Here is a 19,999-nt window from a genome sequence, read left to right as displayed (position 1 = left end):
AGGTTTCGCAATGATTAATCCCCGGGATCCGCACATCAAGACGACAAGGCCGACAGCACGGTATCCAATCAGGAACAAAAGCCTCTGTTGCAGCAAAAACAACAGAGTTGTAACACACGCGAATTCTGGCCGTTAACGCAATAGTGGCCGCCAAGCGGTAAGGCTTGGCGGCCACTATTGGGCAAAGGCATGAACGGCTGTTACCGCAACGGAACGGCTTCCCCTGCTATCACCGGATGGTCCCGGTGCAGGTTCCCAACGGCTGATGCACCCTGCGGTGACCCCAGCTCCGAGAAGAACTCCACGTTCGCCACGACGTAGTCCGCCCATTCATCGGGGACGTCGTCGGAAAAGTAGATCGCCTCCACCGGGCACACGGGATCACAGGCACCGCAGTCCACGCATTCCGATGGGTGAATGTAGAGCGAACGTTCGCCCTCGTAGATGCAGTCCACCGGGCACTCCTGGATACAGGCCTTGTCCTTCACATCCACGCAGGGCTGGGCGATCACATAGGTCATGGCAGCTACACACCCGTGTACACGGTCTTGGCCCACGTGAAGAACTCCAGGGCGGACCTGCCCTGTTCGCGGAACGTGTTGGTTGAGGAGTCCTTGACGCCGCCGAACGGCACGTTCAGGTCCAGCCCGGCGGTGGGCCGGTTGACTTTGATCACGCCGGCCTGGGCCCTTGCGGAGAAGTCGGTGGCCAAGGCCAGCGAATCCGTGCAGATGCCGGCGGTCAGGCCGTAGCGGGAGTCATTGATGGCGGCCAGGCCTGCCTCGTAGTCAGCCACCTCCAGGACCGCCACCACGGGACCGAATATCTCCTCGGTCACGGCCTGATCGTCGAAGGCCAGGTCGGTGAGCACGGCGGCGGGGAAGAACAGCGCTTCGGAGGAGTCGCCATCGTGCTTTCCGTGCAGGAGGGTTGCACCGCGTTCGACGGCACCGCGCACCGCTGCTTGGTCCTGCTCGAACTGCTGCGGGCTCACCACCGCACCCATGGCCGACTCCAGGCCGTCGCCCGGCGTGTACTTGGCGGCTTCCGCCACGAGGGCGTCGAGGAAGGCGGCGCGGATACCGGGGGTAACGTACACCCGGGACGTGGCGGTGCAGGCCTGCCCGGTGAGGCCGAAGGCCCCGGCAGCCACCACCTGGGCTGCCTTGCGCGGGTCCGCGTCATCCAGGACCAGGACGCCGTTCTTGCCGCCCATCTCCAGCTGCACGCGGGCGCGCCGGCCGTTGAGGATCTCCTGGAGGCCCAGGCCCACGTTGGTGGAACCGGTGAAGGACATACCGGCAATACGGGGATCCCGGGCCAAAGCATCGCCCACCACGCGGCCCTTGCCGTGCACCACGTTGAATACGCCCGCCGGCAGTCCTGCGTCCTGGAGGGCGCGGGCCAGGTGCGTGGCGGACAACGGAGTGAGCTCCGCGGGCTTGATCACAACGGCATTGCCGCTGATCAGTGCCGGCGCGGCCTTCCAGGCCGGGATGGCGATGGGGAAGTTCCAGGGCGTGATCAAGCCGACGACGCCCAGCGGCTCGCGCCGCGTCGTGATGGTGGTGTCCGGCAGCCCGCTCGGCAGCACTTCGCCGCTGGCGGCCCAGCCGAGTGAACCGAAAAAGCGCAGCACGTCGGAGGCGCGTTTCACTTCGCCCTTGGCTTCGGCCAGGGTTTTGCCTTCCTCCCGGACAAGGTCCTCGGCGATGGTGCCCTGCCGTTCGACCAGCAGGTTTCCGGCGGTGATGAGGATGGCTCCGCGGGAGGGGGCGGGCAGTGCGGCCCAGGCCGGCTGCGCCGCTGCGGCGGCGGTAATGGCGGCGTCAACGTCCGCGGCGGTTCCGCTGGGTGACAGTGCCGCCAGCTCATCCGGCCGGGCGGGGTTCATGCGCCGGGTGTCCGCCTCACCAAGCCATTGGCCGTTGATGAGGTGCTGGGCGGTGAGGTGCGCGTGGGCGGTGGAAGTTTCGGCGGCAAGTGCGGTGGAGGTCATGGTGTTCCTTCAGGATGTTGGGTGTGGCTAGAGGCTGCGGATGAGGCCGCCGTCGCACCGCAGTGCCACGCCGGTGATGTACGACGCCGGGGCGCTGCACAGGAAGGCGGCAGCGGCGCCGAATTCGGCGGGTTCCCCATACCGCCGCGCGGGGATGGTTTTCCGGGACTCGAGCCGGATCTCTTCCAGCGTGGTGCCGCGGCGCTTGGCGGCGGCCTGGTCCAGCTCTGTGACGCGGTCCGTGGCGATCCTTCCCGGCAGGAGGAGGTTCACTGTCACCCCGTCCAGCGCCACCTCGGCGGCGAGCGTCTTGAGGTAGGCAGCAAGCGCGGCGCGCCCGGTGTTGGAGATGGCCAAATTGGGCAGCGGCGCTGCCACGCCGCTTGACCCGACGGCCAGGATCCTCCCCCAGCGCCGCTCGCGCATGCCGGGAAGTGTCAGGGCCACCAGTGCCTGGTGTGGCTTGACCAGGGTGTCGAATGCCGCGGCGATGTCCTCGGAGCCCAGGGTGGCAGCGGCGCCGGGCTTGGGGCCGGGCCCGTTGAGGACCAGGATGTCGATGGGACCCAGGCCGGATTCGGTCTGGGCTACTGCCGCCTCCACTCCGCCCTGAACGGTGAGGTCGGCTTCGACGGCGATGGCCGCGAAACCGGGATTGCCGCCGTATGCTGCCTGCAGCTCGCCCACGATCTCATCGGCCCGGTCCCGCCGCCGGCCCACGATGGCAACTTTGGCCCCTTCCGCAGCCAGCGCCCGAGCCACGGCGAGTCCCAGCCCTCCGGTGGAGGCGGCCACCAGCACTGTCCGTCCGACGATGCCCATGTCCATCAGAGGCTCCCGGCCGTAATGGGGGCACTGGTGAGCTTCAGTGCCGTGGCGGCTTCGCGGAGGTGAGCGGTCATGGCGTGGCGCAGGTTCTCGGGGAAGGCAGCCGCCGGGGCCCGGACGCCTGAGTCCTTGATCCAGCCCCGTTCCCGCAGGCATTCCTTGCGGATGGCCAGTGCCACCTTGGCCTGCTGCTCGAAGTTGATGAGCGGCAGGTAGGGCACCAGTTGGGCCGCGGCAGCCGCGTACCCTTCCCGCCGCCAGGCCCGGACGCAGGCGATGAGCGCCTCGGGGTAGGAGAATCCCGTCATGGCGCCCGCCGCCCCGGCCAGGAGCTCGTCCAGCAGTCCCTGGCCGCCGAGGCCACCGAACACTGAGATTCCTGTAGCAGCACTGAGCGTGCCGATGGCCACGCTGGTGGGCGGCGCCTCGGCCTTGATGGCAACAACGGACGGGCTTGCTTTGACCACTGTAATGAGCGCGTCGGTGGAGATGGTGACGCCGCTGGCGAGGGGATAATCCTGCAGCACCACCTTGACGCCGGTGGCACGGTGGATGGCGTCCAGATGGGCGGCCACCACCTCCGGTTTTGGCGAGTTGGCCTGCACCATGACAGCAGTAAGGCGGTGGCCGGCCACCTGTTGGGCTGCACGGATTTCCTCGATAGCCGGCCGGGTGGCCAGTGCCGTCACTCCCACCACCAGGGGCAGGCTGGTGCATTCGACGGCGATTTCCAGCACCTGCCGCCGCTCCTCCGCAATGAGGGCGGCAGCCTCGCCGAAAACGCCCAGGACGGTCAGGCCGGTGGCGCCGATGGTTTCGTAGCGTTCCACGAGGTCCGAGAGGCTGTCCAGGTCCAGGTCCAGGGTGCTGCCCTGGAACGGGGTGGCAACAACGCCCCACACGCCCGGGGCCAGGGATTCACGGTTTTCAGGCGCGGCGGATTGCGGCATGAGTGGTCCTTCTTTTGTTGGAACTCTTAGTGGGAAACGTGTATTCAGCGGCCCGGCCACACCGGCGGACGTTTTTCCTGGAACGCGCGGACGCCTTCGGCGGAGTCTTCGCTGTCCAGGGCGGCCATGAGGGCGGGCAGCCGGAGACCGCGTGCTTCGGCGGCCGTCAGGTGCGAAGTCCGGGCAGCCATCTGCTTGACCGCCCGGACGGAGGTGGGGGCGCAGGCGAGGATCTGGTCCACCCAGCGCTGCACTGCGTCGTCGAGTTCGTCAGCAGGAACCACTTCGTTGACCAGGCCCATGGCCTGCATTTCGGCGGCGTCGGCTTTCCGGCCGGTGAGCAGCATGCCCATGGCCTGGGTGTAGGGGACGCGGCGCAGCAACTGGTGGATGCCGCCGTCGAGCGCCAAGCGCCCCACCCGGGGCTCCGTCAGCCCGAACTTCGCGCTGTCCACGGCCACCACGATGTCCGCGCCCAGGACGATCTCCATCCCGCCGCCCAGCGCGTAGCCGTTGACCTTGGCGATCACGGGGACGTCCAGTGTGGTGCGCAGGCTCAATCCGCCGAAGCCGTTGGGGTCCAGGCCGGCCCAATACTCCAGGCCGGTCTTATCCACCGCGGACGCGGACATGTCCGCTCCGACGCAGAAGGCACGGGACCCGGCACCGGTGATGACCACGGTCCGCACTGACGGGTCCTGTTCCAGCTGGTCCCAAATCCGGTTGAGCCGGGCCTGCGCGGTACCGTCGACGGCGTTCAGGACATGCTGGCGGTCGATAGTGACGGTTGCGACGCCGTCATTGATCAAGAGGGTGACCTCGTCAACCCGCTCTGCCACTGCCGTCACCGCAGGACTCCCAGCTGCTGAAGCCGGGCAATCGCCTCGGCGTCGAAGCCGTTCTCCAGCAGGACCTCCACGTTGTGCTCCCCCAGGCGGGGGGCGGCGCGGCGGATACTGGGCGGAGTGGCGGAGAGCCGGATGGGCGCGTTGAGCATCTTCACGGTCCCCACCCGCGGGTGTTCAGCCTCCACGATCATGCCGTTCGCCTCGGTCTGGGCATCAGCGAGCGCCTGTTCCAACGTGTGGACGGGAGCGTTGAGCAGTCCCTGTTCCTCCAGTTTCCCGGTCCAGTACTCGGTGGTGTTGGCGGCGAAGTGCTCCCGGAAGATGGCCTGCAGGGCGGGCTTGTTCTTGAACTGCTGCTCCAGGGTAGCGAACCCGGGGCGTTCGGTGAGGTCCTCGTCCAGGCCCAGGGCGTCGGAGATCCTCGCCAGCGGGTCAGGGGTAAAGCCGCCCACCATGCACACGGCACCGTCGGTGGTTTCGAAGACGCCGCTCAGTGGCATGGCGCCCCAGTTGACCTCATAGCCGCGGTTGAGCTGCATGCAGGCCTCCTGCATCTGCAGGTGCAGCATGGAGTCGTACATGGTCACCTCCACTTTCTGCCCCACGCCTGATGCCTGGCGCGTCCGCAGCGCCAGCAGGATGCCCTGCATGAGGTGCATGCCGGTGATGTAGTCGCAGAGCGTGGTGGGGTAGATCGCGGGCTTCTGGTCATCCGATTCGCGCCGCCACATCACACCGGAGTACGCCTGGGCAATCGCATCCTGGCCGCCCTTGTGCGAGTACGGTCCCACCGGGCCGAAACCGGTGCCGGAGGCCCAGATGATGCCGGGGTTATTCGTCTTGAGCTCCTCGTAGCCGAAGCCCATCCGCTCCATGACGCCGGAGCGGAAGTTGCTGACCACCACGTCGGCGTCGGCCAGGAGCCGGTGCAGCACCTCGCGGCCTTCGTCGGTCCGCGTGTCCACGGAGACGCTGCGCTTGTTGCGGTTGATGGACAGGAAGATCGGGTTGTCCTGGCCGTCCTGGTCCGGGAACGAGTTACGGGAGATGTCACCCGCGCCGGGCCGCTCCACCTTGATGATGTCCGCGCCGTAGTCGCCCAGCAGCTGGGTGCAGGACGGGCCCATGAACACCTGGGTGAAGTCGACGATCCGGATGCCCTCCAGCGGAAGGGGCACCGGTGACGCAGCGGCCTTGGCGCCCGCCGCCGTCGTGCGTTCCTCCACCCGCTCTACCGTTGCCGCGCTCACGCCAGGACCGCCACTTCGGCGTCCAGGGTGGCGTTCGACGACGGGACGTCGCCGGGGTCCGCGCCGTGCCGGCGCATCCCCTGCTGGATGTCCGCTGCCGCCACGTCGCGGACCAGCACGCCGGATTCGACGGCGAGAGCGGCGGCGACGCCGACGGCCTGTCCCATGGCCATGCAGGGCGGGATCTCGCGGGACATCTTCTGCGCCTCCGGGGTGGCGGAGTAGTGGCGGCCGGCCACCAGCAACTGGTCCACTTCCTTTGGCAGCAGCGAGCGGTACGGGTAGTAGTAGTCCCGGCCGCGGGCCACGCTGTCCTGGAAGTGGCGGCGGGACGTGACGTCATCCTTGGTCATAACGTACTCGCCCTGCAGCAGGCGGGTCTGTCGGACGCCCATCTGGGAGGCGACGTCCAGCATGTAGCACTTTTCGAATCCGGGGAGGTTGGCCCGGACGTAGTCCACGGCCTCGGAGATCTTGTCCCGGGCGGAGAACTCGGCGGCGGTCATGCCTGCCGGATCCACACCATCAAAACCGGTCATGTGCGGCGCGTTGCACCACACGACGCCGTCGATGGGGGTCTTCAGCCACCACAGCTCCCAGGCCCCGCCCAAGAGGCGCTTGATCTTGCGGTTGATGGCGCGCGCTTCCTTGGGGTTGGCCTGCTCGAAGGCTTCTGCAGCGGCGGTGTCCACGTTGCCCAGCCGGAACACGAGGGTGGTGAGGTAGTTGTCCTTGGCGTAGCTGGCGCCGGCGCGGGAGGCCACGTCGATGTCGCCGGTGGTGTCGATGACCACGTCCGCCATGAAGGCCTGCGGGCCGAGCTTGGTTTCGCAGATGACGCCCTTGATGACGCCGTTGTCCACGATGGGGCGGGAGAACCAGGAGTGCAGCCGCAGGTCCACGCCGGCCTCGCGGACCAGGTCGTTCGAGACGCGCTTCCAGCCGTCAGGGTCGAACGCGGCGGCGTAGCAGATGGGCTTGGGATTGGTGTGGGAGTGGAAGTCGAAGGTGCCGTAGCGGCCCCACTTGTTCCAGAGTTCCTCGGAGGTGCGGCGGTCCTCGGCGGGCGGGACGATGGCCAGGCCCAGTTTCTGCAGGCGTTCCACGTATTCGGACACGATGCCGGTGACGGTGATGTCCTGGCCGTTAATCATGTCATCCAGGACCAGCACCATGCCGCCGGAGGCCAGGCCACCCAGGGAGGAGTAGCGCTCCAGGAGGGTCACCTTGGCGCCGGAGCGGGCGGCGGTGACGGCAGCGGCCACGCCTGCGGGGCCACCACCAACCACAAGGACGTTGGACCGGGAAATCACCGGGGCGGTGAGGTCCGCCGTGGTGGTGGAGAGCTCCAGGGAACCGGTTTTGGGCGCGGCGAAGCTGGGTGTGTTGTTCATGAGGGAAGTCCTTACTTTCCGACGAAGATGCCGTTGGTACGGCGTGCGGCGAGGTAGAAAACGATGCTGAGACTGGAGAGGACGGCTACGTAGACCGGGAAGACCCAGGTGAGGTCAAGGGACTGCAGCCAGACCAGGAGGTAGGAGGCCGTGCCGCCGAAGACGGCCACGCCGATGCCGTAACCCAGGGCCACGCCGGTGCCACGGATGTTCTTGGGCATCAGGGAGGAGCTGACCACGTTGTAGAGGGTCATGTTCAGGACCAGGACGATCGAGCCGCCCAGAAGGACTGCTGCGAATCCGCCGATGCCGGGCTGGACGTACAGGAGCATGAGGAACACGGACGGGATGGCCAGGACGCGGGTCACCAGGAACCAGCGGGACATTGACCGGCCGTCGGCCAGCTTGCCGATGATCCAGCTGCCCACCACGAGGATGACGCCCAGGATGGTGGTTAGGGCGAAGACGGCGGTGGGGTCTTCCTTGAAGCCACTGCGGGCGGCGCTGGGCAAGCCCACGTTCCAGGCGTAGTTGTAGGCCTGGGCGGCGCCCACCACGAAGATGATGGCCAGGACGGAGAGCCAGTGCTTGCCCACACCGGACCACACGGTCTTTGCGGTGTTGGCGGCGCGCTCTTCTTCCTTGAGTGTTTCGGGCAGCGAGCGCCGCAGGTAGAGCACCACGAAGCCGAACAAGGCGCCGATGATGAAAGGGATGCGCCAGCCCCACTCCCCCATGGCGGCGCCACCGATGGTAAGGCTGCAGACGAAGCTGACGAGGGAGGCCAGCAGGATGCCGATGTTGACGTAGAAAGACATGATGCCGGCCACGTAGCCTTCGCGGCCTTCTGGAGCCAGTTCAACGGCGTGGGAGGTGGAGAGCGGGGCTTCGATGCCGGTGGAGATGCCCTGCAGGACGCGGCATGCCACCAGGATGATGCCGGACCAGGCGCCGATGGTGGCGTAGCTGGGGGTTACGGCGATGACCAGGGTGGTGCCGGCCATCAGCATGATGGACAAAAGCATCACACGGCGGCGGCCGATGCGGTCCGCCAGCGTCCCGAGCAGGATGCCGCCCAGTGGCCTGAAAGCGAATCCGACGGCGAACACGGCCAGCGCGTTCAAGGTGGCGGAGAGAGGCTCGGTATTGGGAAAGAAATTCGGGCCGATGAAGGCGGACAGGAGGCCGAAGACCATCCAGTCATACCATTCCAGGGCGTTTCCCAGGCCGAGGCCCAGGAGTCCTTTACGCACCTCGGGGGAGAATTTGTCGCGGTTGCGGGGGGATGGAGTGGTCGAACGGGATGACGGTACGGCATTGTCCGTCGCTTGGATATCGAGCATGGAAGTGTCCTTACGCTGGCGCCGGGGAGGGCGCAGGAGGGTATGACGCAGCGGCGCCTGTTGGAGGAGGCGCAGGATGCGAAGGTGGCAAGGATTGTCCGGGGCCACGGGTTGGGTCCGGACAGCTAGGGGAAAACGCAGGGGCCGGCGGGGACCGGTTGGCCTACCACTTGTGTGGTGCGTTCACCCAGATGGCTACGCATACCTCTTCGTAGCTGTTCTTGTACCAGTGCGGGGTTTCTGCCGGATAGGTGATGGAGTCGCCTTCTTCCAGGCTGTAGCAGACGCCGTCCAAGTAGACGTCCTTGCGGCCCGAGATGATGTAGCAGAACTCTTCCCCGCTGTGGGTAAAGGGTGTTGCGCTGGTGTCGTGCCCGGGGGGCGTCATGATCCATTGCGCTTCGATGGTGCCGTCACGGTCCGGAGTGAGCAGTTCGTGAACTGCCTCGCCCACGGATTCGCGGGTGACGTTTTTCAGGTTCCGCCGTGCGGATCTGCGAACGACGGGTGACTTGGTTTGGTCCTGGCCGATGAAGAACCTTCCCACGGGAATGTCCAGTCCATGGGCCAGCTGGGCAAGGGTTGTGAAGGACGGGTTGGCCATTCCGCGTTCGATCTGGCTGACGATCGCCTGACTGAGCCCCGTGACATCCGAGAGCTTGGCCAGGGTCATGCCCTTTTCCTTGCGCATGGACCGCACCTTGTTACCAACCGTGGCCAGCAGTTCGCTGGTGGCTGGCGGTGCGGTGGTGCTACTCTCGGTGGTCATCGGTTGTCTTTCACTGGGTGAGCTTACTCACATAACTATAGTGAAGATTTTCACTCAAACAACCCTTTTTCCTAATTATCCTGAAGATTCGACGCGGGCACGGCAAAGACGGGCCAAAAGACACGCGTGGATCGCACGCCCCTGCCCCATACTGGCGCCATGGACGAGACTGCCGCCAGGGAGCACACTGCGCGAAGACCGGACCGGATCCTGCTCGCGCTGGTGGGGGTGGTGGTTCTGCTGGTGGTGGTTGCCCTCGCGGTGGTCTTCACCCGCGGCGAGCCGGCTCCCCTCGATGAGGCGAGCCCGGCCGGGGTGGTCCAGCGGTACAGCAAGGCAGTGATCGACGGCGACAGCACCACTGCCCAGTCGTACCTCACCGAGGGTGCCAAGAGCCGGTGTCGGGGCGCCTACGTCAGCGAGCCGGCACCAGCGCGGGTTGTCTTGGTTTCGACGACGGAACGCACCAATTCAGCCACGGTGAAAGTTTCGATCGTCCGATCGTCCCAAGGTGGACCGTTTGGCCCGTCGGAGTACGAAATGGAGGACGCCTTCTCGCTCCTGAAGGTGAACGGCAAATGGCTGATCGACCAGCCACCGTACCCACTGGTGGACTGCACCGTTGTGCCGGTGAAGCCATGACGGCGCCGGCAGCAACCAGCGTCCCTGCCCCGGCGGGCGGGCTGGCAACCCTGCGCCGGCTGATCCTGTACGTCCTGCTGTTTGCCCTGGTGGTAATCTCGGCCTCAGGGCTCCAGGGACTGCTGGAGCGGCTTTTCCGGACGGCATCCACTCTGGTCTCCGGTGATGTGGCCGGCCTGGCGCTGTCCCTGGCCTTCACCCTGATCGGCGGCCCGCTGGCGCTGCTGCTGTGGTGGTTCGTGTGGAGACGCCTTGATGACGAGTCGGAACGCCGGGCGCCCGGGTGGGGCCTCTACCTGACCGGGATGTACGCGGTTTCGCTGATCATCGCCACCACCTCACTGTTGAATCTGGCCACCTCCTTCATTGATACGCAGGAAAGCCAATGGCAGTCCCCGCTGGCCAACGGGATGGTGTGGTCGGCTATCTGGTGGTGGAACCGGTGGATGTGGAAGCATCCCCGCAAACCGTCATCACATCTCGAGGACGTGCGGGCCGTCGTCGGCTCCGTCTTTGGGCTGCTGCTGGGCGCCGGAGCCGCCATCGCCGCGCTGGGCACCCTGCTGGACGTGGCAATCCGCGGTTTCACGGCAGCGGCAGCCTTTGAGCCGTGGTGGTTCCCTGTCCTGCGGTCCCTGGTATGGGCCGCCGGCGGGGCTGTGGTCTGGTGGTGGCACTGGTTCCGGGAGGGCGGCCGGCGGTTCCAGACAGGGCTGGTGGACGTCACCATCATCGCCGTGGGCATCTTCGTCGCCGGCATCACCGCCCTGGGCGGCCTCGGGGTCATCCTGTTCGTCCTCCTGCGGCTGGCGTTCGACCGGAGCGACCCCCTCAACGACCTGCTCGAGCCACTCGCCCCAGCCATCGCGTCCGCTGTCATCGGGGCCCTGGTCTGGCGCTACCACCGCACCACGTCCGTCACCCGTTCCATCAGGACCCGCCGCGCCAGCCTCCTGGTGACGTCCGCTGTAGCCCTCGCTGCGGCAGCTTCCGGCATCGGCGTTGTGGTCAATGCCCTGCTGGCCGCCGCCGTCTCACCCTTGGCCGGCGGCGCCACCCGCACGCTGCTTCTGGGCGGCATCAGTTCGCTGGTGGTGGGGGCACCGGTCTGGTGGCTGGCCTGGAAGCCGAGGCACCAGCCGCGCACCGCTGGGGACATTCCGCCCGGCCGGCGAGTCTACCTGGTGGCATTCTTCGGCGTCAGTGCCGTGGTGGCCCTCATTACGCTGCTGGTCATCGGCTACCGGCTCTTCGAATTCCTGCTGGGCGACGTCACCGGCGGAAGCCTCCTGGACCGCGTCCGCGCACCCCTCGGCCTCCTCGTGGCGGCAGGCCTCGTCGCGGGCTACCACTTCGCGCTCTGGCGGCATGACCGGGCACTGCTTGCCGCCGCGGCGCCCGCGCACAAGCGCGTCGTTGAGCGGGTCACCCTGGTCAGCGGATACCCAGCAGGTTCCGTGGATCCCGAGGCATTGGCCCGCGGCATCGCTGACGGCACCGGCGCCAAGGTGACCATCTGGCTGCGGGCGGACGACGGCGGCCCCGGACTTCCGCCGTCGACTGAGCCTTCACCCGTGGCCGGGGATCTCATCCGGCAGGTGACGGCGGCACTGGAGGGCGCCACAACGCAGCAGATCCTGGTCGTTGCAGGCCCGGGGAACCGGCTGGAGGTCATCCCGTTGGTCGGCGTTGGTGGCGCTGCAGTCCTTGACGGCCGTCCCGCCCTTGATGGCCACGCGACTGGCCGGGTACTACGGCCCTAGCTGGCGCGGAAGCCGGAGCCTAGCGTGATGGCAAAGGAGGCCGGCGATGGCTGTTCGTGGACCGGTGAAGCATGGTGGTGCCACCTCGGGACGGAACAGCAGGAGCGGCCTCGGATGCCTGGCGGCGGTCCTCCTCGCCTTGGCCGCGTGCACACCCGGCGGTACACCCCCGCCAAGCGGCCCATCCGGCAGTTCTGCCTCTCCCGCCTCCGCCTCCCCTTCCATCCCAGGGCCAGCAGTGTCACCGTCCAAGCCCTTCTCGGACGCGGAACTTGCAGCCATCATCAACGGCGTGGGACGGTCGCGCAACCTGCCGCATCCTACGGCCCAGGACTCAACGCGCCTGCGCTCGGGTGCGGCAAGCGGGTCACTCCCGCAAACCCGGACGGAAACCACCCCGGGTGACTGCGCTGCCCTGGTTCCCCAGGACCCGTTCACCCGCTGGGCCGACAAGAACATCAACTTCGCCGAGGGCATCATGCCGCCGGCCGGCGGGCAGTCCGGCCCCACCAGCACCATCATGATCGTGTTGCGGTCTGCGGACCAGGACGTCCTCGCCAAGGCCGATTTCGGTTACGGGGATGACCTCGCGGCCCGCTGCAGCCAGTTCGATCTGGCATACACCGAGTCGGGCAGGACCTCCACCTACGCCCTCCAGTTGTTGGCCGCTCCCCCCATCGCCGACAAGCAGCATGCGTTCACGCAGGTCACCAGCCCGAAGGGCCCAGGAGACTTCGGCATGGCCGGATTGCGTGTCCTGGACGGCGCCCTGTCCATCACGCTTACGCTCTCTGTTGCCACCCTGAACTCTGAAGCCGACGCCAAACCGGCCGTGGATTCGATGGCGGAACTGGCGAAGGAGCTCATCAGCGAAGCGGGCGGCCCCCAAGCACCAGCGGAACCAAGCGCTCCAAACTCAATGACGCCTGAGCAGATGGTGGCGCTGTTCAAGGGCATGACCGCCCCCGGCGGGGAAACGGTGAGCCTGCCGCAGGCGGGGATCATTGGGCCTCCCCAAGGCTCCACGCCCACAGTCCTGACGCCGCCGGCCGACTCCCCCTGCACCTTCGATGACCAGGCGTACACCGCGTCGCTGGCTGGTTCCGTCTCCGGGCAGGGGCAGATCCAGGGTGCGACCAAGATGGACTACACCGACTTCACCGCCGTCAATATGCCGTCGACTGCGCAGCCGCCCTACCCGTTCGACGCCAGAGCGGAACGGCTCCGCAGCTGTACCTCTGTGCAGGAAATCCTGTTCGAGGGCACGGGCCGGACGTGGTCTCCTGTTGCCGCATTGGCCACCGCCATCACCGCTGATTCGAGCTACGCCGTTGCCTATCAGCTCAGCGACGGCACAGGCCAATGGCACGTGCGGTGCGGGGCGCGCCGGGGAACACTGTCCATCGAGGCTGCCAGCGGCACGGCTTCCCAGGCCGAGGCACAGTCCAGGGCCGACGCGCTGGCATCTTTCTTCGACGCTGTTTTCTCCCGTGCAGGAAAGTGAATGTGCCACCGGTCCATCTCCGCTGGCAGCCTTCCTCAAGATTTGCGCAGTTTATCCGGCTGGTGGATTAACCCTCTTCCCTTGGCATTCGGGGGTGCCTAGTGTGGGCACACACGCTTGCAAGGGGGATAAGTGAAAAGCTCAGTCGAAGGTCTTCAGGACGCCACGGACCAGGATGCGCAGCAGGTCGCTGTGGCGGATTCACTGGACGTACAGCAGAAGCTGGCGGAATGGACGTCTGACTGTCTCCTGACGTTGCACAGCCCCGTCAGGTTCACCCGGGCAGACTGGCCCTAGCGTCCGCTTGCCGGGCTGACGGGACGGGCCACCTGGACCACCGGTATGACTCCTCAGAGCCATGCGCCCAACACGGCCAGCGCACTGGCCCAGGTCGTTACCCGCCGTTTCAGGCCCGCCCGGGTGATGTTCAGCTGGAAGCGTCCCGCTCGATTTCCTCGGCGAGGTCATCCACTTCTTCGGGGCGTGCCTCAATGCCCGCTTCCTCGAACCGTTCTTCAAGGACATGGGCTACGTCGTCCTGGACCTGGCCCAGTTGGATGTCGTGGCGGACATCCTCGGCAATGCTCTCAGGCGTCTCGACGTGTCCGCTGCCGCCCACAATCCCGTCGTTGCCGTCAAAGGGATCGTTGGCTCCGCCCGCTCCGGAATCAGTCATACTCCATCGTTACCCTTCTCCGTCCGGCAGTAAACGGGCGGAAGGATCCCAGGGGAAGGGACGACGGCGGCCGCGTCCCGCCGTCGTCCCTTCCCCTGCAACGTCAGGCTGCTTCGGCGAGAAGCCCGTCGATGCGGGTCAGCAGCCCCGGCCAGCCGTTGCCCATGCCTTCGATGGCGTGGCGGCCCATGGGTGTGTCGAGCTGGAAGCCGGCGTGTTCAAAGTGGAGGACGGTGCCGTCCTCGACGGGCTCAAGGCGCCAGGTGATGGTGGTGTCCAGCTGGCCTTCGGAGAACAGGAAGCTGATGGACTTTCCGGGGTCTACGGCAAGGACCTCGCACTGCTGCTGGCCCCAGGCGTCCATGTCCATGGTGAAGCGGTGCCCTGCAACGGGTGCGATGTTGCCTGGCGCCCACCAGCGGGCCAGCAGTTCCGGGGTTGTCAGGGCGGCCCAGACGGCGGCGGCGGGGTGCGGGTAGCGGCGTTCCAGCCTGATCGCGTTGTCGGTCATGTCGGTTTCTCCTCGTCCAGAAGGTCTGCCAGCGCATCCAGCCGCTGGTTCCAGTAGTGCTCGAAGTGCTTCACCCAGGTGCCAACCTCGGCGAGGGGCGCCGGCTGGAGGTGGTACACCCTGTTCCGCCCCTGCCGTTCCTCCCGCACCAGCCCTGCATCCCGGAGCACGGCGAGGTGCTCCGACGCTGCCGGACGGCTGAGGTCCAGCAGGCCGGTGAGTTCACCAGCGGTCCTGGGTCCCTGGCGCAGCTCGTCCAGGATTTTCCGCCGCGCCGGGTTGGATACGGCGGCGAAGATATCGGGAAGCACATTTTCATTATACGTCGGAAATTTCCGACCTATCCGAAAAGGGCAGAAGGCGGCCATGTTCCCCGTATCGCATCAGGGCTACGCTGGGCCGAAACAGGCGTACGCTGTAATTGCATGCAAATGCATGAACTTACCTAACGGACCGAAGGAGAATGCCCCATGAAGGCATGGCAGTTCACCGGCACTAATAACCCCCTCACCCTCAACGAAGTGGCTGAACCCAGTGCCGGTCCGGGCCAGGTAGTAGTCAGCGTCAGAGCCGCCGGGGTGTGCCACTCGGACGTGACCGCCCTCGACGACGCCGGCTGGATGCCGCTGTTCCCGGAACTCCCCCGCACCATGGGCCACGAAAATGCCGGCGTCATCACCGAAGTAGGCCCCGGCATGGAGCACTGGAAGGTGGGCGACCGGGTTGGCCTCTCCCCCGTCATGAAGGACGGCGACGCGCTGGGTTACGGCAAATGGGACGGCGGCTTCGGCCCCAAACTGCTCGCCACCGACGACAACCTGGTGAAACTGCCCGATGAGGTCTCCTTCGAGCTGGGTGCGATGGCCACCGATGCCGGACTTACCGCCTACCACGCCATCATGGCCGTGGGCGGGGCCAAGGCGGGCATGAAGGTAGGCGTGATCGGCCTGGGCGGACTGGGCTACATCGGCGCCCGCGTCGCAGCACTGTCAGGCGCAGAGGTCTATGGCGCCGAGGTGAACCCCGAGACACAGAAGCTCGCGGACGAGATCGGCCTGGCCGGAGTGGCTGACTCCATCACCGAATTCAAGGACAAGAACCTGGACCTGATCGTTGATTACGCCGGGTTCGGCACCACCACCTCCGCGGCACTTGAGACCCTCGCCGAGTTCGGCACGCTGGTCCAGGTGGGCATGGGACGCCTTGAGGCGACCATCAACACCTACCCGCTGATCATCAACCAGCTGTCCATCAAGGGATCCAAGTCGGGCACCAAGGAGGACCTCGAGAACCTCTACGCCCTCATGAAGTCGGGCGAACTGAACCCGCCGATGAACCTCATCCAGCAGGCCGATATCCCCGGCGCCATCGACAAGCTGCGCAAGGGCGGCGTGGTGGGCCGCTTTATCGCGGTCTACGAGGACTGAATCAGCCGCGCACTGGGCTGAGCGGACGACGGCGGCCGGGTCGCGCCGTCGTCCGCTTGCTTTTTTTGACGGCTGCTGCGGCACGCCCACGGTTCATCCACTAGGCTCACTTTTGGTCCGTTGTGGACCTTGACCCGGCTGCGCCGGACTTATTGGGGGACATATCCATGGTGGAAACTTGCACTACATCAAAGACGCAGTCCAAGCGCGTGGCCTGGCCGCATACCGCGGCAATTGTCCTGCTGCTGGCCGGGTTGGCGGGATGTACCTACTCTGATCACGCGGCAGAGCCGGCGGCCGCCGTCCAGTCCACACCCGCCCCCACCACGTCCTCCGCCGCGAAGCCCGCGTTGAGTGGAGAAACCGTGCGGGACTCGTTTGGCAACGTGGACTTTTACACCACGGCGGCGGGCGACACGCTCGCAGCAGTAGCGAAGGCATACAAGCTTTCCGAGGCAAAGGTCGCAGAGTTTAACGGACTCCAGCCCGGAACTCCCCTCACTCCGGGCACGAAGCTCCGGCTGCTGCCGTCCGGTCCAACGCGGGGCGCAATGGGCGCTGCCACGGGCGACGTAAACGGCATTCCAATGGATTACACAGTGGAACCCGACGACAGCCTGGCCGGCATCACCTACCGGTTCAACCTGACCGAGGAGCAGTTGGCGGAAGCGAATAAGGTTCCGTTCGCCTACGAAAAGGGGAACGTCTTCTTCATCCAGGCCGGAAGGGCCATCCGCCTGCAAAAAAACCCGGTGGACAGCCGCTCGGGGTCCGGCACAGAGGTCAACAACTCGTTCGGCCAGACGGTCTTCTACACCACGGTGGACGGCGACTCGTTCGACAGCCTTGGCTACAAGTTCCGCTCAACCACCGCACAGATCCTGCTGTACAACCCATCCTTGGTGGCGGACCAGCCCATTCCTGCCGGTACGAAGGTTCGCCTGATTCCGGGCGCACTGAAGATTGAGGGCGCACAGGGAAGCTTCACCGCAGACGCCAACGGGATTCCGCTGACCTACACCACGGCGCCCGGGGACACGGAGCGTCAGATCGTCTTCCGCTTCGGCGCGACTGACCTGCGCGCGGCCAATCGCCCCAGCAAAGGAACAGGCGGGGCGTGGTACGAATTTACCGACCTGCCGGCCGGGGAACTGGCACCCGGGCAGACCATCAGTGTGGCGCTGGACAAGCCCATCAATAATCCCGAACGCTAACGTCAACACTCAGTGACCCGGCCCATTCACTGCGGGCAGAGACCTGGGGTGCCCTACTCTGGAGTAACCCGAGAGAGGACCCGACATTGGCGTGTGACGGCTGCACCACATCTTCGCGGCTGGACTTTGACTTCAGCATGGCCTTCCAGCCGATTTTCGACGCTGGGGCGCACCGCGTCTGGGGCTATGAGGCCCTGGTCAGGGGCTTGTCCGGCGAGGGCGCCTACGAGGTCCTGGGAAAAGTGCTGCCGGAGCAGCGGTACCGTTTCGACCAGGACTGCCGGGTTAAGGCCATCGAGCTGGCATCACGGCTGTTCCCGGCGGATGAGGAGCTGGTGCTGTCCATCAACTTCATGCCCAATGCGGTCTATGAGCCGGCGGCCTGCCTCCGCGCCACCCTCCATGCCGCGAAGCGCTGTGGCTTTCCGACATCGTCCATCATGTTCGAGTTTACGGAGAACGAAGAAGTCACCGACACCGCCCACCTGACCAGCATCATCACCGAGTACCGTAAACAGGGCTTCACCACAGCCATCGACGATTTCGGTGCCGGCCATGCGGGGCTGGGTCTGTTGGTGGACTTCCAGCCGGACTTGTTGAAGATCGACATGAAGCTGATCCGTGGCATAGACACCAGCCCGGCACGGCAGGCAGTGGTGGCCGGCATCGGCGGCATCGCAAAGGAGCTGGGAATCACGGTGCTTGCAGAGGGCGTGGAAACCGAGGAGGAGTTCCGGGTCCTGAAAGCCGGTGGAGTCCGCTTGTTCCAGGGCTACTGGTTCGCCAAACCGGAATTCGAGGCCCTGCCGGGAATCCGGGCGCTTGGCATCCCTGCCGCCTAGCCCCGGCCCCTCACTCCTGGCCGGATCTTCCCATGCGGCCCAGCCTGTACCCCGCCCAGAACGCGAGCACCAGCAGTCCGGCCACCATGACAGCCAACCCGATCTGAGTGCCTTGCGTGACGAAGGCGGCCCCGTTGGCAACGAACGGCTTATTGCTGAGCGGTGCGTAGGCGAACCAGCCAGTGAAATCGCGGTTCAGGTAGGCGATGAGGACGCCCGACAGCACTGCCGCAATTCCCAGCAAAGGCACCGCGGCGGCAGGAACTTTGGCGTGCTTCGACGGTCGGTGTTCTTCAGGTGTGTTGTTGTCTTCCCCCATGCCCGCGAGTCTAGCCGTGCCCCGGCTCCCGGTACCTACCGGGCCAGGCGGATCGGGTCTAGGCTGGCCGGATGTTGACTATAGGAACCATTGTCCTCGGCGTCAACGACGTCGCCGCCGCCACCAAGTTCTGGAACGACGCCATCAGCTATGTCCCCCGGGAGGCCGGCGACGAGACGTGGGTGACCCTTGTACCGTCGTCGGGCCCGGGCACGGAACTGTCCCTCATGCTCAGCGAAACCCCGGTCCAGGACCACCCGCGGATCCACCTGGACCTGTATGCGGACGACCAGTCCGCGGAGGTGGAGCGCCTGGTCGCGCTCGGCGCACGGCGCGTGGACTGGGACTCGTACCCGGAGGACCCCGACTTCGTGGTCCTGGAGGATCCGGACGGGAACCGGTTCTGCGTCATCGACAAGAGTCCACGGTAGGACCGGGCCCCGGCATCCCGGGAACAAGCCCGGTGCGCGGCCCGTTGGCATCCGTACACGTACCGCATCCCGATGCGGTGGAACCGACGGAAGGGATCTCATGGTCAGGGCTGTCTGGAACGGAAAAGTCATCGCCGAATCCGCGGACACGGTGGTGGTGGAGGGAAACCACTATTTCCCGCGCGACGCCGTCAATCCCGCGTATTTGCGGGACAGCGGCAAGAACACCTTCTGCCCGTGGAAGGGCACGGCCAGCTACCACACGCTGGACGTTGACGGCGAGCTGAACGAGGCCGCGGCCTGGTACTACCCGGAGCCCAAGCCGCGTGCGAAGCATATTGAGGATCGGGTTGCGTTCTGGCGAGGCGTCACCATCGAGGCCTGACAGGCCGCGTGAAGCGGACGACGGCGGATACTTGTCCGCCGTCGTCCGCCCCCAACAATGTGGCCCGGCACGCATCATCGAGTGCCGGGCCGGCTAAGCGGCGAGCGGCAGGTCGAACAACTGCACAGCAAGCCTGATGAGGTGGCGGGGAGCGTCGCACTCTCCGTCCGACGGGCCGCGGCCCAGGAACAGGGCCGTCCCCTGGATGGTTCCGTCGAGATCGATTCCGGCCTCGCGGATGAGCACCTCAGCGCGGGGATTCGTGGCCAGCGTATGGGTGGGGCTGTCCAGATAGACGCGCCAATCCATGCCGGCGATGTGGCCGATGCCGCCGGAGGCGATCTTCTGGAAGGCCGTCTCATCAAAGTCGATCGGCCGGAGGTGGACTGGCTGGGTGAGTCGGGTGGAGACGACTAAAGCGTTGTGGGAGGTCATCACGGTGGTGTCCTTCGGCTGATCGCCCGGCTGTGGGCGCGGTGGAGCTTGCCGCTGTGGCGCGGGCGGCCGCGGGCTAGGAGTCCCGGGCGGCCGCCCGCTGGCATGGTCAGCGCTGGTTTTTGCGCGGTTTTATAAAATTCAGTTCGTTATTTTCGTTTTTCGCTCTTTTGTCGGCCCGTTTTTCCAGGATGGACTTGCCGGCTTTTTTCGCGGCGCCGCTTTTGGGGGATTTTTCGGACATCGGAATCACGCCTTTCTTTGCTTTGCGTTACCCGATACCATACCTACTTTTATTTTTTTATCCAGTCCTGCGAATGCCCGTCAGCAAGCGGCATGATGGCGCACACTGCCGGGCGTGCAGGATGGGTTCGGAGCCGGGTGGGTTTTTTTAAAATTTTGCCGGCCCGCAGGGATTTGCGTTTCTTTTGCTTTGCCTCAAGAAAGCAGCCGGAAACTCTGCGCGCAC

General features: G+C 65.9%; 24 protein-coding genes. 9 read left to right on the top strand and 15 right to left on the bottom strand.

Translation table 11 applies throughout. The annotated features are described in order from the left end of the window. Positions 1-200: 200 nt before the first annotated feature. From fdxA to PUN51_RS10095, 9 genes are all read right to left on the bottom strand, one after another. Positions 201-521, bottom strand: a complete 321-nt coding sequence (gene fdxA, locus PUN51_RS10135; RefSeq protein WP_275180790.1) for a ferredoxin — start codon at positions 519-521, stop codon at positions 201-203. 5 nt (positions 522-526) lie between these two features. Continuing rightward, a complete protein-coding gene (locus tag PUN51_RS10130) occupies positions 527-1,999 on the bottom strand; it encodes an aldehyde dehydrogenase family protein (protein ID WP_275180789.1) in 1,473 nt (490 codons plus the stop codon). Between the two features lie 27 nt (positions 2,000-2,026). Beyond that, positions 2,027-2,827: an SDR family oxidoreductase gene (locus PUN51_RS10125; protein WP_224023092.1), complete on the bottom strand. Its 801-nt coding sequence runs from the start codon at positions 2,825-2,827 to the stop codon at positions 2,027-2,029. Then, a complete protein-coding gene (locus tag PUN51_RS10120; protein WP_224023095.1) occupies positions 2,827-3,777 on the bottom strand; it encodes a dihydrodipicolinate synthase family protein in 951 nt (316 codons plus the stop codon). Before PUN51_RS10120 ends, PUN51_RS10125 begins: the two co-directional genes overlap by 1 nt. Before the next feature lie 44 nt (positions 3,778-3,821). Next, positions 3,822-4,625, bottom strand: a complete 804-nt coding sequence (locus tag PUN51_RS10115) for an enoyl-CoA hydratase-related protein (protein ID WP_159630486.1) — start codon at positions 4,623-4,625, stop codon at positions 3,822-3,824. Beyond that, positions 4,622-5,875, bottom strand: coding sequence for a CaiB/BaiF CoA transferase family protein (locus PUN51_RS10110; RefSeq protein ID WP_159630484.1), 1,254 nt, complete (start codon positions 5,873-5,875; stop codon positions 4,622-4,624). The genes PUN51_RS10115 and PUN51_RS10110 overlap by 4 nt, the downstream gene beginning before the upstream one ends. Further along, positions 5,872-7,269: an FAD-dependent oxidoreductase gene (locus PUN51_RS10105; RefSeq protein WP_275180788.1), complete on the bottom strand. Its 1,398-nt coding sequence runs from the start codon at positions 7,267-7,269 to the stop codon at positions 5,872-5,874. The genes PUN51_RS10110 and PUN51_RS10105 overlap by 4 nt, the downstream gene beginning before the upstream one ends. Positions 7,270-7,280: 11 nt before the next feature. Further along, positions 7,281-8,612 carry an MFS transporter gene (locus tag PUN51_RS10100; protein ID WP_159630480.1) on the bottom strand — a complete coding sequence of 444 codons (1,332 nt, stop codon included), beginning with the start codon at positions 8,610-8,612 and terminating at the stop codon, positions 7,281-7,283. Between the two features lie 163 nt (positions 8,613-8,775). Next, entirely contained in the window at positions 8,776-9,381 is a 606-nt protein-coding gene (locus tag PUN51_RS10095) for a helix-turn-helix domain-containing protein (protein ID WP_159630478.1), read from the bottom strand. A 159-nt stretch (positions 9,382-9,540) separates the two neighbouring features. Between PUN51_RS10095 and PUN51_RS10090 the strand changes: the two genes are divergently transcribed. The 4 genes from PUN51_RS10090 (at position 9,541) to PUN51_RS10075 (ending at position 13,587) form a co-directional block, all read left to right on the top strand. Beyond that, positions 9,541-10,023 carry a hypothetical protein gene (locus tag PUN51_RS10090; RefSeq protein WP_159630476.1) on the top strand — a complete coding sequence of 161 codons (483 nt, stop codon included), beginning with the start codon at positions 9,541-9,543 and terminating at the stop codon, positions 10,021-10,023. Next, complete coding sequence (locus tag PUN51_RS10085) at positions 10,020-11,786, top strand: DUF5671 domain-containing protein (protein WP_275180826.1); 1,767 nt, start codon at positions 10,020-10,022, stop codon at positions 11,784-11,786. Before PUN51_RS10090 ends, PUN51_RS10085 begins: the two co-directional genes overlap by 4 nt. 238 nt (positions 11,787-12,024) lie before the next feature. Next, positions 12,025-13,290 carry a hypothetical protein gene (locus PUN51_RS10080; protein ID WP_275180787.1) on the top strand — a complete coding sequence of 422 codons (1,266 nt, stop codon included), beginning with the start codon at positions 12,025-12,027 and terminating at the stop codon, positions 13,288-13,290. Positions 13,291-13,422: 132 nt separating this feature from the next. Beyond that, complete coding sequence (locus tag PUN51_RS10075; protein WP_275180786.1) at positions 13,423-13,587, top strand: hypothetical protein; 165 nt, start codon at positions 13,423-13,425, stop codon at positions 13,585-13,587. 130 nt (positions 13,588-13,717) lie between these two features. Here PUN51_RS10075 and PUN51_RS10070 read toward each other — a convergent pair whose 3' ends face one another. The 3 genes from PUN51_RS10070 to PUN51_RS10060 form a co-directional block, all read right to left on the bottom strand. Further along, positions 13,718-13,966: a hypothetical protein gene (locus tag PUN51_RS10070; RefSeq protein WP_275180785.1), complete on the bottom strand. Its 249-nt coding sequence runs from the start codon at positions 13,964-13,966 to the stop codon at positions 13,718-13,720. Between the two features lie 103 nt (positions 13,967-14,069). Then, a complete protein-coding gene (locus PUN51_RS10065; protein ID WP_159630472.1) occupies positions 14,070-14,477 on the bottom strand; it encodes an SRPBCC family protein in 408 nt (135 codons plus the stop codon). Then, positions 14,474-14,788 carry an ArsR/SmtB family transcription factor gene (locus PUN51_RS10060; RefSeq protein WP_159630470.1) on the bottom strand — a complete coding sequence of 105 codons (315 nt, stop codon included), beginning with the start codon at positions 14,786-14,788 and terminating at the stop codon, positions 14,474-14,476. Before PUN51_RS10060 ends, PUN51_RS10065 begins: the two co-directional genes overlap by 4 nt. Before the next feature lie 159 nt (positions 14,789-14,947). Between PUN51_RS10060 and PUN51_RS10055 the strand changes: the two genes are divergently transcribed. The 3 genes from PUN51_RS10055 to PUN51_RS10045 all read left to right on the top strand — a co-directional run bounded on the left by PUN51_RS10055 (position 14,948) and on the right by PUN51_RS10045 (position 17,960). Continuing rightward, on the top strand, positions 14,948-15,904 hold the full coding sequence (locus tag PUN51_RS10055) for a zinc-binding dehydrogenase (protein ID WP_275180784.1): 957 nt from the start codon (positions 14,948-14,950) through the stop codon (positions 15,902-15,904). Between the two features lie 167 nt (positions 15,905-16,071). Further along, positions 16,072-17,118: a muramidase family protein gene (locus tag PUN51_RS10050; protein WP_275180783.1), complete on the top strand. Its 1,047-nt coding sequence runs from the start codon at positions 16,072-16,074 to the stop codon at positions 17,116-17,118. Between the two features lie 137 nt (positions 17,119-17,255). Continuing rightward, positions 17,256-17,960: an EAL domain-containing protein gene (locus PUN51_RS10045; RefSeq protein WP_275180782.1), complete on the top strand. Its 705-nt coding sequence runs from the start codon at positions 17,256-17,258 to the stop codon at positions 17,958-17,960. 10 nt (positions 17,961-17,970) lie between these two features. Here the strand turns inward: PUN51_RS10045 and PUN51_RS10040 are convergent, their stop codons facing one another. Further along, a complete protein-coding gene (locus PUN51_RS10040; RefSeq protein ID WP_275180781.1) occupies positions 17,971-18,279 on the bottom strand; it encodes a hypothetical protein in 309 nt (102 codons plus the stop codon). A gap of 71 nt (positions 18,280-18,350) precedes the next feature. On the opposite strand from PUN51_RS10040, the gene PUN51_RS10035 reads away from it, so the two are divergent. Both PUN51_RS10035 and PUN51_RS10030 read left to right on the top strand, forming a co-directional pair. Further along, positions 18,351-18,710 carry a VOC family protein gene (locus PUN51_RS10035; protein WP_159630460.1) on the top strand — a complete coding sequence of 120 codons (360 nt, stop codon included), beginning with the start codon at positions 18,351-18,353 and terminating at the stop codon, positions 18,708-18,710. A gap of 100 nt (positions 18,711-18,810) precedes the next feature. Further along, positions 18,811-19,095 (top strand): DUF427 domain-containing protein, encoded by a 285-nt coding sequence (locus tag PUN51_RS10030; RefSeq protein WP_275180780.1) that lies wholly within the window; start codon positions 18,811-18,813, stop codon positions 19,093-19,095. A 93-nt stretch (positions 19,096-19,188) separates the two neighbouring features. On the opposite strand, the gene PUN51_RS10025 is transcribed toward PUN51_RS10030, so the two are convergent. After that, positions 19,189-19,530 carry a hypothetical protein gene (locus tag PUN51_RS10025; protein ID WP_275180779.1) on the bottom strand — a complete coding sequence of 114 codons (342 nt, stop codon included), beginning with the start codon at positions 19,528-19,530 and terminating at the stop codon, positions 19,189-19,191. 109 nt (positions 19,531-19,639) lie between these two features. After that, on the bottom strand, positions 19,640-19,774 hold the full coding sequence (locus PUN51_RS10020) for a hypothetical protein (RefSeq protein WP_275180778.1): 135 nt from the start codon (positions 19,772-19,774) through the stop codon (positions 19,640-19,642). Between the last annotated feature and the right edge of the window lie 225 nt (positions 19,775-19,999).

The sequence above is a fragment of the Arthrobacter sp. NQ4 genome (assembly GCF_029077345.1).
In the GTDB taxonomy this organism is placed as follows: Bacteria; Actinomycetota; Actinomycetes; order Actinomycetales; family Micrococcaceae; genus Arthrobacter.
Note: the sequence above shows the minus strand (reverse complement) of the source record. Positions and strands in the feature narration are given on the sequence as shown.

Bases quoted from the DNA above. Each gene is read 5' to 3' on its own strand.
- fdxA (WP_275180790.1), bottom strand. From the start codon at position 521: ATGACCTATGTGATCGCCCAGCCCTGCGTGGATGTGAAGGACAAGGCC.
- PUN51_RS10130 (WP_275180789.1), bottom strand. From the start codon at position 1,999: ATGACCTCCACCGCACTTGCCGCCGAAACTTCCACCGCCCACGCGCAC.
- PUN51_RS10125 (WP_224023092.1), bottom strand. From the start codon at position 2,827: ATGGACATGGGCATCGTCGGACGGACAGTGCTGGTGGCCGCCTCCACC.
- PUN51_RS10120 (WP_224023095.1), bottom strand. From the start codon at position 3,777: ATGCCGCAATCCGCCGCGCCTGAAAACCGTGAATCCCTGGCCCCGGGC.
- PUN51_RS10105 (WP_275180788.1), bottom strand. From the start codon at position 7,269: ATGAACAACACACCCAGCTTCGCCGCGCCCAAAACCGGTTCCCTGGAG.
- PUN51_RS10100 (WP_159630480.1), bottom strand. From the start codon at position 8,612: ATGCTCGATATCCAAGCGACGGACAATGCCGTACCGTCATCCCGTTCG.
- PUN51_RS10095 (WP_159630478.1), bottom strand. From the start codon at position 9,381: ATGACCACCGAGAGTAGCACCACCGCACCGCCAGCCACCAGCGAACTG.
- PUN51_RS10090 (WP_159630476.1), top strand. From the start codon at position 9,541: ATGGACGAGACTGCCGCCAGGGAGCACACTGCGCGAAGACCGGACCGG.
- PUN51_RS10085 (WP_275180826.1), top strand. From the start codon at position 10,020: ATGACGGCGCCGGCAGCAACCAGCGTCCCTGCCCCGGCGGGCGGGCTG.
- PUN51_RS10070 (WP_275180785.1), bottom strand. From the start codon at position 13,966: ATGACTGATTCCGGAGCGGGCGGAGCCAACGATCCCTTTGACGGCAAC.
- PUN51_RS10065 (WP_159630472.1), bottom strand. From the start codon at position 14,477: ATGACCGACAACGCGATCAGGCTGGAACGCCGCTACCCGCACCCCGCC.
- PUN51_RS10055 (WP_275180784.1), top strand. From the start codon at position 14,948: ATGAAGGCATGGCAGTTCACCGGCACTAATAACCCCCTCACCCTCAAC.
- PUN51_RS10050 (WP_275180783.1), top strand. From the start codon at position 16,072: ATGGTGGAAACTTGCACTACATCAAAGACGCAGTCCAAGCGCGTGGCC.
- PUN51_RS10045 (WP_275180782.1), top strand. From the start codon at position 17,256: ATGGCCTTCCAGCCGATTTTCGACGCTGGGGCGCACCGCGTCTGGGGC.
- PUN51_RS10040 (WP_275180781.1), bottom strand. From the start codon at position 18,279: ATGGGGGAAGACAACAACACACCTGAAGAACACCGACCGTCGAAGCAC.
- PUN51_RS10035 (WP_159630460.1), top strand. From the start codon at position 18,351: ATGTTGACTATAGGAACCATTGTCCTCGGCGTCAACGACGTCGCCGCC.
- PUN51_RS10030 (WP_275180780.1), top strand. From the start codon at position 18,811: ATGGTCAGGGCTGTCTGGAACGGAAAAGTCATCGCCGAATCCGCGGAC.
- PUN51_RS10025 (WP_275180779.1), bottom strand. From the start codon at position 19,530: ATGACCTCCCACAACGCTTTAGTCGTCTCCACCCGACTCACCCAGCCA.
- PUN51_RS10020 (WP_275180778.1), bottom strand. From the start codon at position 19,774: ATGTCCGAAAAATCCCCCAAAAGCGGCGCCGCGAAAAAAGCCGGCAAG.